The sequence below is a fragment of the Legionella bozemanae genome (assembly GCF_001648595.1).
Classification (GTDB): domain Bacteria; phylum Pseudomonadota; class Gammaproteobacteria; order Legionellales; family Legionellaceae; genus Legionella; species Legionella bozemanae.
In genome coordinates this window covers 111,965-127,400 of the sequence record NZ_LBAW01000012.1, presented here as the reverse complement: position 1 = coordinate 127,400, position 15,436 = coordinate 111,965, and the positions used below count along the sequence as shown (strand labels likewise).

Below are 15,436 nucleotides of genomic sequence, written 5' to 3'. Positions count from 1 at the left end.
AATCAGTTATCTTGGCCTAAGCTATGGCCGATTAAAAGAGGATGAGTCCATCACATTGCGCTCTGACGCAAAAAATTTATACCAGACGATTTATCAACAGAGCATTAGACCTGAAAGTACTTTATTCAGTAGTCATCTCTATAGTTTTCAGCCAAATTTCCAATAAACTAGGCCAGTTTGTAATTGGAAGGTTAATTAATCTTACTAAAAATCCGTGACCACCTTGCGCATAAATGAGGGATGTAAATACGGGTCTTACAACATGGGAGATTGATGGAGAATCAGTACCTATTTTTGACATGGAGCGTACAATTATCGATGCCTTTCGGTTTCTTTCAAAAGAAATTGCTCTTAAGGCACTTCAGAGTGGATTGAGAGAAAAACATATTGATTCCCGAAAATTGCAAAAGTATGCAAAGAAACTGCGGGTTGATATTACTCCTTATTTGTTGGCGATGACGATATGAATGAACAAGCAGGATAGTCCAGTCTCCCCATCATCCTGGCTAGTTGGCGAACTAAGTCAATACGGCGCTGATGGGCAGAGGCTTGTTCCTTTGGAAATTTCTCCAACCATTGCAACACCAACTCCTCAGGCAAGGCCACTTCTCTAAGTGTTGTGTTACAGAGAAACTGATCAAACTGATATAAATACGAACAAAAATTAACCTATACTAAAGTTATTATTTACATAATTACATTTATATCTATGGTTGATTTAAATAAATTGGAGAGGTTATATAAAGTTATTGATTTATTAATAGCTTCGGATTCGGCTAACTCCTTTTGGAAAGACATCATTCCAAAGACTCTGAAGCTTCCTAAGAATATTTCTTCTATGAAGCAGCTTTTCGAGGAACTTAAGAGAAACCCATTTGGTAGCGACTCATCAAACAAAATACGGTTGTTAGTTGAATTGGGAATAAAAGCAGATGATGCTTTGCATAGTGATCCAGATTTTTTAATAAATGCTAAAGAAAAGTTAAGTACTTTTAAAATATTCAAAGGCCTTTCTAGAGATCCGATCACAGCTCAATTTTATGAAGCGCTTGCTCAATTAAAAAATTTAAATAACCTTTCCGATGATGAGAAAAATATGTTGATTGATGAGGTTCAAAATAAATTATTAAATTTAATTAAAGAAAGGAACAGTGTTCATTTCAAACCTCCAAGGTTAGTGACCGATATCTTACACACCGAGCAACAAGAACAACTTTTAAAATCGCAATTGAAGCTTAAGGTTTCTGAAAATAGAACAATCGCATATATTTATAGTAATGAACCTCCATCGCAAGTGTTTCAACAAGGATTGAAAGCGAGTGGATTTGATCGCGCTCTATTTGAAGGTACATTGAGTAGTACTGTTGGGAGTAAAACAAGCATGTATATCCTCTCACATAATCAATTAGATTTAAAAAAAGCACAGCAATATAAATATGTTTATGTGGTTGATGTTTTCTCTCCAGCAATAATAAATATGAATAATTTTCCAAAAAATCCAACTCCAGACCAGAGTTTAATACCACGCGCAATTGAATCTGGTGAAATCGTTGGTTATTTCCAAGTAACTGTTGGGGAAAACCCTCAAATTAAAAATGTAGAAAGAAACCTCGAGTATGAAAAAACAATGGATCCCGGTAAACAACTACTATTTCGAGCGGATAGTCGCCATTACTCTGGCGCTCCATCTAAAGATGCAGCATTGCATGTTTTTCAAGAAGGCCCAATAAAGTCAGAACAAAACAAAGTATCAGCACAAAAGAAAACTGAGGATTTATTTAAAACTGGGATGAGGCCATGGGTCAATTATTCTGATGATTACAAAGAATATATCGATAACCGAAAACCAACCATTTTTATTTCTACGACAGATGATATTGAACGAGCACTTAAATTCCCTGAAGAAGTACAAGCAAAGGAAAAACGTTATATTTATGTAATGTATAAACCAGAACGAGCAATCCAATCCGTAAGCGTATATAAAGATAGTCAACATGCATTAACGGATAGTGAGTTTTTAGTTCCAGGTGGTATTTCAGGGGAACATATTATCGGTATGTATACTTATGAAAATGGTAAATACACTTCTTTCGATTATAATCCTAACTCAACGATAAATATTGGTAATGATCCTAAATATTTTTTGGAGGAGCGTGGCTTACCCATAGCTGAAGACATGCCGTACACTGAAGAAGTAGCTCCAAAAGTGGAGATATGATTTGAATGTGCTTATATAATGGATTTAGATTATAATTTTTGATTAGGTATATTTTGCGGAGGAATATCCATGTGTACTTCTTCTTTTTTACAGCGCATACCAATAACAAGCCCCCAATACAGCTTGAGAAGGTGCCGATAAAAAAGGGAATGAAGATGGATAACGCTCATTAAGTCTGATTACTCATACTAAAAATATGAAACAGCATAGAGACTGGAATTTGATTTATTGAAAGCTCATCTCGAAATCAAAATTTTAAAATACCAGTTAGAAATACTTTAGATGAGAATTAGTTCTTAAATGCTGTTTTTGATATCACGATAAAAGTTTTCATGGGTCCTAATTTAAGTAACGTTAGTACGAGCTCACCCTCTTCATATATATAACCTAATAATACTTCCTGATTTGAAAATTTGAATTTATGAACTCTTAAGAAGTCCAAATCGCCTTTCTTGCGTTCACCTATTTCTGGGTTGTTAACTAATTTTCTGACTTCATCATCGAGAATTGCTTTATATTGTTTAGGCAATTTTTTTACAGCTTTTTTAAATGAGTTAAATTGCTTAATGATCAAATTCATAATCATCAATCAATCCATTATCTATTTCTGCTTTTGCTAGTAAACTATCTCTAATAAACTCATAGGATAAATCAGGATTTTCTTCAGCAATTTTTCCTATTTTTGCCCAATGTTCAATTTGTCCAGCCCCAGAGCGAGACATTACTTCACCAACCGCTTTGGCTTGTTTCACTAGTGTATCTGATAATCTTACCGATTGAGCCATGCTAATTTCTCTCGTAAACTATATAAAAACAATTATAGCATATGACGACAAATAATCGCAATTTGCGATTTTATATAATTGATGTTATTTGAGATAGATAACGTACCGGCGGCCTGTTGTAAAAGGTGGCAGATTTTGATCTTTTAAATCAAAATAAAACAAACATAAAAATACTATTCGCTTAATATTGATTGCTATTGCAGCCATGTAGGCTTGTATTTGGATATTTTCAATTCTGCGATATTTTGCACATCTCTACCTTTCATAATAGGGGCTTGGCAAACATCTCTTAGAGAGCAATTTCTACAATCTTTAACTCTTGTACGATAAGTAACAATTTCATCTGAATTAACCTTGCTCGCATGAAATAGTACGTTGTTTCTACAAACATAAGTTTGTTTAATGGGATCAAAAGCTATTCCTTCAAATTCAGAACAATTATTATTGCCGCTCCGTGTTGTAAAAAGAGGAATAAAAGATTTAATTCCATAATTCTGTAAAAATGCAAGTATGGCACCAGAGCCATAAGCTCGATCAGCGACAACCTCTTTGATAGAATGGGAAAATTTAGTATTTAACTCTTTAATCAGTTCTATAAATGGTTGAGAGTCATGAATCGACCCAGTTGTTACGTGAATAGCTGTTATTACTCGATTTTTACTATCACACCAGACATGAGCTTTGTACTTAAGGCTTCTGGTCATTCCAGCTTTAAAAGCAAGAGAAGAATCAGGATCTGTAATACTGCGATGCGTTTTATTTGAAAGCTGCCATTTTGTAAATTGTGGTTATCATGAATACAAAAATTTTGATAAAATAACTGCGAGACAGGAATATCAATTAAGAGTAAATGAAGTACTGAGGCAATATTCCGATGGATATGAGTTAAGCGACAACGGATGTATTTTAATTCTAGTTGAAGGAGGGTTTGATAATTTATTAAAAGCAGCGGTCCCAGAAGGTTTAGATGGTCGCCAAATTATACAGAATAAAATAAATCATGCTGTAGATAAGTACAGAAGAGGTAGAAGAGCTGAAGAGAGAAGGGATGGCATTCGTATTAGCAGATATTTTAGAGTTGCTCCGTCCGGAAATTAAAAAGCTAAGTTTAAGTCAAGATGAAAGTGATATTTTTAATTTATTAAATAATTTTGGTATACGACATTTTAATTCTGGGCAAAAAACAAACTATAATACTTCAATATTTTATAGCGCATTATTCTATCATTTTTTGTTGATGATACACATGTCCCTAAGGCTAATAGAGAAAAGTAAAGATGAAGCTATTGAAGCGTGATTATTTTCCACTAAGTCTGATAAATCGTAAACTCAGATGATTAAAAAGCGTACCCCATGTTTTTTATGGATAAATAGAAATTAATTATAATAGAAATAGCAGTTTTTAAACTTTGACTACTTCAAGTTTTTCCAGTAAGACAGGAGTACAATATGGTTTATTTAAACACTTTTATTGCTATCGCTCTGTCCTTTATTTTCTTATCTAAAAAGATAAAAAAGAGAAATAAAGAAGTCACCAAGAAAAGAATGCAACAAGAAAGACTTATACCTAAATTTTCCTTTAATGGAAAACCGGGATTAGCACTTCCAATAACTTCAAAAGAGGAAGAGTGATATGCTGAACTGAACTCAGCAGCCATAGCAGCAAAATAGGCTTGAATTTGTGTGTTTTCTAATCCTCTGTATTGTGCTCGTTTTAAATCATGATAATTTTTCAATTCATTCATAATTCCTTCTAATTTCCACATTCTTTCATATAATTTTTCCTTAAAATATTGTTGCTCCATTTCGTTCTTCATTTGATTATAAAGCTCGGCATATTTATTGCGAGTGACATATCGAGCTGGTCCTTTATTTTTGATCTTTGCCAAATAATCTGGAGAAAAAGAGCATTGTTTACAGTCCTTCGTGGAAGAAATATAGATAGTGGTATCTCCCTGTGATTTACAGGGTTTTAATATGGCATTTTGAGGACATACGTACTGATTCTGTATTGAATCATACTGAAAACCATCAATAATACTATTTTCAGAAGAACCACTTCGGGAACTAAGCAAAGGGGTATAGGTTGTTAATGCTTGTGCTCTTAAAAAAGAGATAATTTCACCTGAACCGTATGCTCTATCTGCAATCGTTTCATTTAAGGAACTAAGAGCATTTTGCTTTACATAATTAAGTTGTTCTAAAGAAGGTACAGAATCATGAATTGCACCTGTAGTGATTTTAATTGCCAAAATTATGAGTTTTATTTGATATGGTACGCTTACCTTTTTCAATAAACGTATTATCGATATCTTTTTCTTTTAACGTTAATGAGTCAAGAGAAGCATTTGCATCAAGTAAAATACTATCAGTCATTACACTAGTACCATTTAATAAGTTAGCTTTCCTGCACTGTTCAATAATTTCAAAAAAAAATTGCTCTAAAATTTTCGAACCTAATCGTTTTTTAATTCGACTCAGAGAGGAATGATGAGGTGTTTTATCTTTGAGCGTTAATCGACAAAACCAGCGATAGCAAATGTTGTATTTTATATGCTCTACTAACTGTCTATTGGAATGTATATTAAACAAATGACCTATTAATTTTATTCGCAAGTAGAGTTCAGGAGAAATGCTGGGTTGACCTTTGTTAGGACTATAAAGTTTTTCAGTGAGGGTATTAGCAAAAGAAAAATCGACTAGTTGATTTACTTTCTTTAAAAAATGGGTTGCTGGAATTAACTCTTCCAGATGCGAACTTGTAATACCTTTCTTGCCATTAATTAATCCTTGTATACAAATAATTTAACTCATTGAAAATAAATTTGGATTAGATCATTTTTAATCATTTGAGTAAATTTTTTTCATATTTTTCAACAGGCCGCCCCGTTTTATGAACTTTATATCAAGGCTGTATTACAGTGTAATCATATGAGAAAATAACAATAATATTAGACGGTAAGAGATTTATGGTGGGAAAAATAAAACCTGTGCGTATCCATGAGCAAAGTTTTGATGACATCGTTAATTTAATTAAATCTTGTGGAAAGTGTCGTCCTTTGAAACTGATCCTCATTTAGTCTTATCGTTATTTTTATTGCGCGATAGCATAATCTGTATTTTCTATTTTCGATAGAATCAGAAAAAACACCACCTTTTATCATTTAATCTTATGGGTTAAAATAGGTCATTAAATTGGCCTAGTAGATTATTGTGCCGCAAAAATAAATGATTAAAATAATGCCTATTAGTAATAAAATTGACGCACCGAGTTACCCTTGATAACGCCAGAGCACTAATGAAATCGCTTTAAATTTACTCAGTTATCAAAAATTATTGGAAACAAATACTCAGTGAGATTTACTACTTCCTGAATTGCAGATACTTATTTGAGACAATCTTCTTGAGGTTTTTTTTCTGATAGGCAACGCATCCAAAGAGTTTGGATTTTTTACATATCTTATTATTTTTATTCACATTACGCGACAGCAACTATGCTGCATAGAGTGGTTTAAAGGGATTTTTTAATGATAAAGAAAAACTCGGGGGATAATCTTTCAGATATAATGCATGAGCCGCTCGCTATTGTGGGAATAAATTGTCAGTTTCCTGGAGTTAATGCGGATATCGAAGATGTTGATGCATTTTATGAGATGTTAATTAAAGAACAGACTTCAATCAAAGAAGTGCCTGCAAATCGCTGGGATATTGACAGGTATTATGATCCTGATAGACAGAAAGACGATAAAATAGTGAGTCGTAAAGGAGGGTTTTTAAATGATCCTCAGTTATTCGATGCTGCTTTTTTTGAAATAGCTCCCATTGAAGCCAAACAAATTGATCCACAACACCGCCTGTTTTTAGAAGTATCCATTCGCGCATTAAACCATGCCAATATCCCCCTTGATTCATTAAAGAATTCAAATACCGCAGTGTACTGTGGCATCTCTACTAACGACTACAACCAGCTGAATTATAAAGACAATATAAAATTTAATGCGTATACCTATATTGGTTCTGCTGACAGTGCGGCAGCAGGCAGGCTTTCTTATTTTTTAAATTTGAAAGGACCATGCATCACGGTGGATACAGCATGCTCTTCCTCTTTATCCGCACTTTATCTTGCAACCACGGCATTAAGAAATCAGCAATGCGATATGGCAATTGTTGGCGGAGTCCATCTTAATCTTTGTCCTGAAATTTTTATCGGCGTAACCAAGGCCAATATGCTATCAGCTCTTGGCCAATGCAGTAGTTTTGATGCTAAAGCCGATGGCTATGCACGTAGCGAAGGTTGTGGCGTAGTGGTAGTTAAACGGTTATGTGATGCGATTAAAGATGATAACCAGATCCATGCGGTGATCAAAAGCATTGTCATGAATCAGGATGGTGGTGGAATGGGCATGGCTGCGCCGAATATAGAGGCACAAATTGCGATGCATCAATCCGTGTTAGAGCAAGCTCATTTAGCAGCAAGCGATATTGATTATATTGAAACACACGGAACAGGTACTGTTGTTGGTGATTCGGTTGAATTTAATGCGATTCAACACATACACCAAGGCCAGCATGACAAAGACAAGCCTCTGATTATCGGTGCATTAAAAAGTAATCTAGGCCATACGATTTCATCATCGGGTATTGCCTCACTGATTAAAGTAATCGAGGCATTCAAGCATGAAACCATACCAGCAAACCTACATTACGCAACACCAAACAGCTCAATTGATCCGAAAAGCATACCCGCACTGATACCTGTTAAGGCGATACCCTTTACGAAACAACTTAATAAAAAGAGGTATGCACAAGTATCCAATTTTGGTTTTACGGGTACCAATGTGAGCGCTATTATTGAAGAACCGCCAAGTTTTACATCAAAAGAGCCTATTGCGGATAACGGTGAACCCGTATGCTTTGTCCTTTCAGCAAACAGTGAATACTCATTGCAACACATGATGGCAAGCTACTTACACTATTTCAAGGAATCTTCCGTAAGTTTGTGTGATGTGTGTTATACCTTACTCAATTGCCGAGACCATTATAAATTTCGCTGCGCCATCATTGCAAAAGATAAAAGGGAATTAATTAAGGCAATAGAGTCTAAAGATTATGAACTGAAAAGAGTAACTATAAAAGAAGACATCAAAATAACCGGAAATGATGCAAATCAAATTTTCAAGCTTTATCTATCCGGTGCCAACATAAGATTAGATGAACGTGATAATCAATACAATAAAGTTGATTTACCGCTGTATTACTTTGATAGAAAACCCTATTGGCATGAACCTAGAAGCAGTAGCATTAGTGAACAATCATCAATTAATGCGCCTCAGAAGGCGGCAGACGATGCAATCGCTATTATAGGAATGAGCTGTTCGCTGCCTAATGCACCTGATATTACCGCATTTGAAAGGTTGCTTGAAGAAGGGCTGAGTGGCATTAAGGATATTCCAATCGATCGATGGGACAATGAAAAATACTATAATCCAAATAAGGACGTCCCAGGAAAATCCTATGTTAATAAACTTGGATTAATAGAGAATATTAAAGATTTTGATGCAAGTTTTTTTGGTATTAGTCCCCGTGAAGCGCAATTTATGGAGCCTCAACATCGAATTTTTTTAGAATGTTGTTATCTGGCTATAGAAAATGCAAACTACCCTCCTAGTTCTTTGCGTGATAGTTTAACCGGTGTATTTGTTGGCGTGGGGCCCATTGGTACGGGATATTATCCACACCAAAATGAAACATTAAATTTTTATTATGTTACCGGTAATGGACTAAGTTATATTCCGGGTCGAGTGGCATATGTTTTTGATTTTAAAGGACCATCGATAGGTTTTAGTACAACGTGTTCTTCATCTTTAGTTGCAATTCACTATGCATGTCAGAGCTTAAAAAATAAAGAAATTGATTTTGCCTTGGCTGGTGGCGTGAATATCATATTAATGCCAGAGCTAAATATAGCTCTTTGCAACGCTAAGGCATTATCGCCCGATGGTCAATGTAAAACCTTTGATGCAGGTGCAGATGGTTATGTACGCTCCGAAGGTTGTGGGGTCATCTTTCTTAAAAGACTGGCGGACGCGGTTCGCGATAAGGATACGGTTTTAGCGGTTATTAAAGCCTCAGCAGTTAATCATGACGGAAAATCTATGGGCTTTACTACTCCTAACGGTAAAAGCCAAGAAGAAGTGATGTTGCAAGCTCTGAAACAAACCAAGTTATCGAGCAGTGATATCAGCTATGTTGAAACGCATGGAACAGGTACTCCTATAGGTGATCCTATCGAGGTTCATGCTATTAATAACGTCTATGGATGTCAGCGTAGCAAAGATAACCCCTTATATCTCGGGGCGGTTAAAACAAATATAGGTCATCTTGAAAGTGCTTCTGGTATAGCAGGTGTTATTAAAACGATCATTAGCCTACAAAAGAAGAAAATTTATAAGAATTTAAATTTTAAAAAATTAAATCCCAACATAAAACTAGATAATACACGTATCGCTCTGCAAAATATGGATTGGAACATGGGTTCAAAACCCAACTGCGCAGGGGTCAATTCTTTTGGCTTCAGCGGTACGAATGCCCATCTTATTTTGCAAGAATTTGCTGTAAAGGCAGATCAAAGTCCACCTCAACCAGCGAGATTAAATTTACTGGTTCTATCGGCAAAAACCCAAACCTCATTAGACCGTTTGGCAAAACGATATCCACAGTATTTAGAAACAACAAAAGATAGTTTTAGTGATGTATGTTTTACCGCTGCCACTTGCCGAGAACATCATCCTTATCGGTTGGCTGTGGTTGCTAAAAGCGCTGCTGAGGCCGGGCGATTGTTAGATATGGGCCAATTTGCATCATCGCAAGGGAAAAATAATCCGTTTGATTTACAAGACGATGCTGTACTAATGTTATTGCTTACCGATTATTTGCAAGGCAAAAATGTAGACTGGAATTTATACTATAAAAATTGTGATCATAGATTTATAAAAGTAGCGCTGCCTAACTATGCGTTTGACCGGAAAGAATTTTGGTTTGAAAAAAGGGACTCTTTAATAAGTACTGATATAGTGCAAGCGAGCCCAATTTCTGGCAATGAATCTCACTTGAATCATCTCTATGAAATAATCTGGAATAAACTTAATGTAAACTTGCTAAGCACACCAGATATCCCTGACTTTTGGGTTATTGCGCAAGATGAAATGAAAGTGAAACAAGTATTTGGCCATCTTGCTTACCAGCGCACAGATGATGTGAATGCATTAGAGAGTATAGAAAATAAAAATATAATCTTCTTTTATGAAGAAGGGCAATTTACTGCGTTGTTTCATTGCTGTCAAAAAATGTTTAAATCATGCCCGAGCAGCTTTATATTAGTTACAGAAAATGCCTATAGCATTAATGGTAAAAATAAAGTAAATCCTGAGCATACTATGGCGAGTGCTTTTTGGAAAAGCTTTAGAAATGAGCTCGGACTCAGTAGAAATTATACGATTGACTTAGATTCAAACGGCAATTTGAACAAGCTTTTAAACTATCTATTCGACGCTAAAAATTTGGAAACTCAATTTGCAGTAAGAGATTCAATTTATGTCCCCAGGCTAGAAAAAAAACAATTGTCTCCTCCTCCTGAGCAACAGAAGATATTATTTGATAGAGAGGCAAGTTACCTCATTACGGGAGGTACTGGAGGCTTGGGGAAAGCATTAATTGAATATCTTATTCTTAGAGGCGCTAGATATATTATTATTACGAGTCGCTCTGAATGTTCAATGGATACAAAGGACTTGATTTCAAGTGCAAGAAAAAAACAAGTCTACATTAGGCATTATGCTGCTGATGCAAGTAATTATCAGCAAATGAAGCAGATATTTGAGTATATTGAGCAAGATTCCAAACCTCTCAGAGGTGTGTTTCATCTCGCAGGCGTTATTAAAGATGGCTTGATTGTCAATTTACGCGATGAAGATATTCAAACTGTTTTACGTGCGAAAATGGAAAGCGCTCAGATTCTGCATCAATTAACTAAAAATATTCAGTTGGACGTGTTTGTTTTATTTTCTTCTATAGCGTCCGTGCTAGGATCAAAAGGGCAGTCAAACTATGTTGCTGCTAATGGATTTTTAGATGGGCTAGCGCATTTACGACATCAGTTGGGTTTACCCGCAATTGCGATTAACTGGGGTCCTTTTCATACAGTGGGGATGGCAGCAAATCTTACGCAAGCTATGAAACAACAAGGTTTAATTCCTTTAGATAAAGACAGTGTGGATATTCTTGATGTTTTATTGACACATCAGGTGACGCAAATTGCAGTATGTCCTATTGATAGAGATATTTATTGCAAAAACGCACCGAAACAAATGGAGTTTTTCGCTCAGAGCAGGGAAGCTCCTGCACCAGCTCAGCACTTTTTAAACGCTCTTCGAGAGCATACTCATGAAGAGCGCGTCGCTATGTTGAGTTTGGCTTTATGTAAAATTACTGCGGATGTTATGGGGATGCCGGAGCTGGATCAAACCGCAGTAAAAGATGATTTGTACTCAATGGGAATGGATTCATTGATGTATTTAGAAATTAGAAACCGAATGCATGATAAGTTGCAATGCCCATCGCTTAGCATACCCATAGAATATTTTCTTAATCACCCAAGCATTGATAAAATTGCCAGGAATCTTGCAAATGAATTACAAAATATTTTTGCAAAAGAAACCGGTAATCACGCCCAGAGTATAGAGACTCCTAAACCCGATAAGCACTTTTTAAACGCTCTTCGAGAGCATGCTCATGAAGAGCGTGTGGCTATGTTGAGTTCGGCTTTATGCAAAATTACTGCGGATGTTATGGGGATGCCGGAGCTGGATCAAACCGCAGCAAAAGATGATTTGTACTCAATGGGGTTGGATTCATTGATGTATTTGGAAATTAGAAACCGAATGCATGATAAGTTGCAATGCCCATCGCTTAGCATACCCATAGAATATTTTCTTAATCATCCCAGCATTGATAAAATTGCCAGGAATCTTGCAGATGAATTACAAAATATTTTTGCAAAAGAAACCGGTAATCACGTCGCGGAAAATCCAGTTTTAGAAGAAATAGCTTTATCTGATTATCAATACATATATTGGGTTTCAAATAAAATGAGTTATGCTATGAATTGCGGCATACACATACAACTCCACGGAAAACTCAACAAAGAATACTTGTTCCAAGCGTTTGATTTTGTTGTGAAGCAAAACAGTACTTTCTGGATAAACTTTAATGAAGATGCGCCGACCCAAATGGTGAAGAAAGACGGTCAATTTCAGCTAAACTACGAGGACATTTCCTTAGATAATAAGAGGGATGTGTTGAAGCATGAGTTCTATAGTAATGTAAGGAGTATTATTCCATTAAACAGACAGCCACTGATTAGAGTATGTCTGTATAAGGTGCAACATGACTTGCATGAATTACATATCGTGATGCCTCACATTATATCTGATGATGATACGTGTAACATTGTACTTGCACAGGTTAAGGAAAATTACACTGCACTTACCCGTGGAGAAGCACTCACCCCGATACCCGAAAAAGCATCTTTTTTTGACTATGTGAGACAGAGTAATATTGATTATGCAAAAAACCTGAAAGATAAAATTGATTTTTGGTGGAGTTATAATAAAGGGGTTAAAGGATTAAATTTTGGTCCCGGAAATCATTTACCTGATTCAGGGTTTGGCCGCTCAAAGCATTTGTTTCATTATACTATTGAGTCACAATTAGTTGAAAAATTTATCGACTGGCATAAAGAAAAAAATATTAGTATCAGCTCTGGATTAATTGCTGCGTGCCAAATCGTTTTTTACAAGATAACTCAGCAAAATAAAATACCTGTCACACTAATTCATAAAGGTAGAGAGGGAGGTCAATACAAGTCAGCCCTGGGTCTGTTCTCGGAGCGTAAAATGATAAATATTACCTTAAATGTGGAGGATAGCTATATTGACTCTATTCATTCAATTGAAGAGCAACTGTTAAAAACAGCCCCTTATCAAAAATGTTCTCAACTAATCAAAAACCAGAGGCTAAGAGGTTTTTCATTGTCTCTTGGTCAGTATTTGGTATATGCATTTAACAAAGCTTTTCTAACGAAACATTTTAAAAAAAGTAAGCTAAACTCAATAGTAATAGACTACTATCTGAACTACTTAGCTCAGATCACATCGAGAAGAAAAAATATTTTAATCAAATCAAAGCTCAATAAGATGTTTCACTTGAATATCCCTTTACTAAAACCAAGTCCGGTGAACGTATGTATTAATATTACTGAGGGCTTTTTCAAAGAGCCTCCGCATATGGGGTTTGCAGATCTTGAGTATAATTATGCCAGTCATTTTGCCAGTGTAGACCGTCCTATAGGCAATCAATACTTATGGATTATCTTTACCAGGAATCAGGATGGCGAATATCTGGTGTCTATTAATGGCCCTCTAACTGAAAAGTGTAACGATCAAATAGCCAGCGAATTAATTAAGTTGATTAAAAAATTAGTGAAAAATGACGAAACTAAGATTGCTGATTTAATAAGTGATTAAAATGAAAGAAGAAATCAAAACGTACAGTCAAGCTCTTAGAAAAACAAATAAAATACTTAAACAAAAATGTTATCATCCCTCAGACGCTATATTAATGAAACAGGATGTCAAATCGAGCTATGAATGTTTTGCCAATTTTATTGAAGAAAACGTTTTTATGAACTGGGGGCTGTGGAATAAGAAAATATATAAGGAATACATGGCGTTAAATTTTGATATTTCTACCTTATCTCCACATCAAGATATTTATTCACCACTACTCCTTTATAACCTGATCAGGCCATTAATAAAAATGGAGTTTTTCGATAAGAGATTGTTAGAGGTTGGTTGCGGCAATGGGCTCGGTTTACGATTGGGTTCTGAATTACTGAAAACTCAATATGCTTTAGGCGTTGATTTAATAACTCCTTTAATAAGACATGCAAAGAGTAATTTTTATAAAAATGAAAAAGTAAATTACCTACAATCTGATGCGGAAAGCTTAGCGTTAAAAGATGAAAGTTTTGATGTGGTAACGAACCTTGAAAGCTCTCATCTTTACCCAAGAATTGAGCTTTTTTTTGCTGAGGTGGAGCGCGTCCTAGCCCCTGGTGGTTTCTTTTGTTATGCCGATATTTATTTTAAGAATAAACAGCAATCAGACAGATTAGAAGCATATATTAAGACAAGTAAGCATTTAAAAATCATCAAAAAGAAAAATATTACCCGGATGGTTCAAGCATCTATCTACAAACGTCTCATTGTAGATGAAGCTGGACTTTGTAAAAGGGCTCAAAGGATATTCGGCGATGATAATCCGATGCCGCTTACCGAACTTCTTGCACTGGCGGGCTCTAAGGGAGCAACCTTTCTGCCTTGGTGGAAAATTAGATTTAAAAATCCCACACTGCGTTACTTGGCGAAGTATGCTCGTAAGGAAAGAGCGTGGGGTAAAAAATATTATTTTTATTATCTAATTCAGAAGGTGGGTTAAATCATAGGCTATTTAAGGAGGGAATTCGCATTGAAATTAAAAAAATGCGAGTAAAAGAAAAAGTTAGTCAAACTGTAATGGCGATGCTAACCCGATTTTTATGAATAGATCTATCCAGACTTTGCGAAAATTCTATAAATTTGTCTCACATATAGAACTTGGCAGTAACCCACTCGGATTAAGGGGGAATGCTAGCAAGTGTAACCTTGATTCCGCCTACGGCTCCATCAAGGCTATGCTTGCTGTTATTGCCGTAGGAGATACTTTCTCCAGCACAGGAGTTGGCAGAAATGCCTTGAACAGGCACACCAAGCCTTCTTGGAAGCGTGCTCGACAAATGCCCGTGAGAAGGCAGAGAACCACCAATCCTAATTTTGGGCTGTTGTAAAAACAATACCATTAGGTCCTGCAGTTTGACCGCCAGCAGGGCCAAACATTGTTGCTTCTGTTACACCTAAAATTGAAGGTAGAAACAATAAAGCGGCAGAAATAAAGACGAGGGCAATTGGCGTTCCAATTGGAATTTGCGTCGGGTTGTCTTTGTGCTGTTTAAACTTCATAATAGCCCCGATAGAAAATCCCAAACCAGCTAAATAAGCACCAGCAGTAATCAATTTAGCCAGATTCGTAAATGATACAGTAATTGTTGATGCCATTGCTCCTAAAGACCCTACAGGACTTGCTGCTGCACTATGGCTTACTAATGTCAGAAATGTAAGACAAGCAATACTGCTTAACCAACAACTAAAACCAGTTTTATTTATAATGTTATTTCTCACAACTTCTTCTCCAAAATTAACAAAAATTCGTGCATGATATTATTTAATAAATATTATTATCTTGCAAAATTATTAGATTTTAAATGGGTATATTTATA

Annotated in this window: 10 protein-coding genes and 2 pseudogenes; 7 read left to right on the top strand and 5 right to left on the bottom strand. The window is 35.7% G+C overall.

Annotation, left to right across the window (positions count from 1 at the left end):
* Positions 1-233 precede the first annotated feature (233 nt).
* From A8O27_RS18475 to A8O27_RS10630, 3 genes are all read left to right on the top strand, one after another.
* On the top strand, positions 234-467 hold the full coding sequence (locus A8O27_RS18475; protein WP_058460665.1) for a type IV toxin-antitoxin system AbiEi family antitoxin domain-containing protein: 234 nt from the start codon (positions 234-236) through the stop codon (positions 465-467).
* Positions 468-614, top strand: coding sequence for a hypothetical protein (locus A8O27_RS19140; RefSeq protein ID WP_154669241.1), 147 nt, complete (start codon positions 468-470; stop codon positions 612-614).
* A 95-nt stretch (positions 615-709) separates the two neighbouring features.
* A complete protein-coding gene (locus A8O27_RS10630) occupies positions 710-2,218 on the top strand; it encodes a scabin-related ADP-ribosyltransferase (protein ID WP_058460666.1) in 1,509 nt (502 codons plus the stop codon).
* 289 nt (positions 2,219-2,507) lie between these two features.
* Here A8O27_RS10630 and A8O27_RS10625 read toward each other — a convergent pair whose 3' ends face one another.
* From A8O27_RS10625 to A8O27_RS10615, 3 genes are all read right to left on the bottom strand, one after another.
* Complete coding sequence (locus A8O27_RS10625; protein WP_235810580.1) at positions 2,508-2,798, bottom strand: type II toxin-antitoxin system RelE/ParE family toxin; 291 nt, start codon at positions 2,796-2,798, stop codon at positions 2,508-2,510.
* On the bottom strand, positions 2,782-3,003 hold the full coding sequence (locus tag A8O27_RS10620) for a ParD-like family protein (protein ID WP_058460667.1): 222 nt from the start codon (positions 3,001-3,003) through the stop codon (positions 2,782-2,784). Before A8O27_RS10620 ends, A8O27_RS10625 begins: the two co-directional genes overlap by 17 nt.
* A gap of 194 nt (positions 3,004-3,197) precedes the next feature.
* Positions 3,198-3,707 carry a transposase gene (locus A8O27_RS10615; RefSeq protein WP_058460668.1) on the bottom strand — a complete coding sequence of 170 codons (510 nt, stop codon included), beginning with the start codon at positions 3,705-3,707 and terminating at the stop codon, positions 3,198-3,200.
* A 344-nt stretch (positions 3,708-4,051) separates the two neighbouring features.
* Here A8O27_RS10615 and A8O27_RS10610 point away from each other — a divergent pair, with 344 nt between their 5' ends.
* Positions 4,052-4,300: a hypothetical protein gene (locus tag A8O27_RS10610; RefSeq protein ID WP_058460669.1), complete on the top strand. Its 249-nt coding sequence runs from the start codon at positions 4,052-4,054 to the stop codon at positions 4,298-4,300.
* Positions 4,301-4,610: 310 nt separating this feature from the next.
* On the opposite strand, the pseudogene A8O27_RS19515 reads toward A8O27_RS10610, so the two are convergent.
* Positions 4,611-5,799: pseudogene (locus A8O27_RS19515) on the bottom strand (transposase); the annotation flags it as partial.
* A gap of 731 nt (positions 5,800-6,530) precedes the next feature.
* On the opposite strand from A8O27_RS19515, the pseudogene A8O27_RS19595 reads away from it, so the two are divergent.
* The 3 genes and pseudogenes from A8O27_RS19595 to A8O27_RS10590 form a co-directional block, all read left to right on the top strand.
* Positions 6,531-9,845: pseudogene (locus A8O27_RS19595) on the top strand (type I polyketide synthase); the annotation flags it as partial.
* 3 nt (positions 9,846-9,848) lie between these two features.
* Positions 9,849-13,586: an SDR family NAD(P)-dependent oxidoreductase gene (locus tag A8O27_RS19590; protein WP_445554036.1), complete on the top strand. Its 3,738-nt coding sequence runs from the start codon at positions 9,849-9,851 to the stop codon at positions 13,584-13,586.
* 1 nt (position 13,587) lies between these two features.
* Positions 13,588-14,559: a class I SAM-dependent methyltransferase gene (locus tag A8O27_RS10590; protein WP_058460673.1), complete on the top strand. Its 972-nt coding sequence runs from the start codon at positions 13,588-13,590 to the stop codon at positions 14,557-14,559.
* A 368-nt stretch (positions 14,560-14,927) separates the two neighbouring features.
* Here A8O27_RS10590 and A8O27_RS10585 read toward each other — a convergent pair whose 3' ends face one another.
* Complete coding sequence (locus A8O27_RS10585) at positions 14,928-15,338, bottom strand: hypothetical protein (protein ID WP_058460674.1); 411 nt, start codon at positions 15,336-15,338, stop codon at positions 14,928-14,930.
* Between the last annotated feature and the right edge of the window lie 98 nt (positions 15,339-15,436).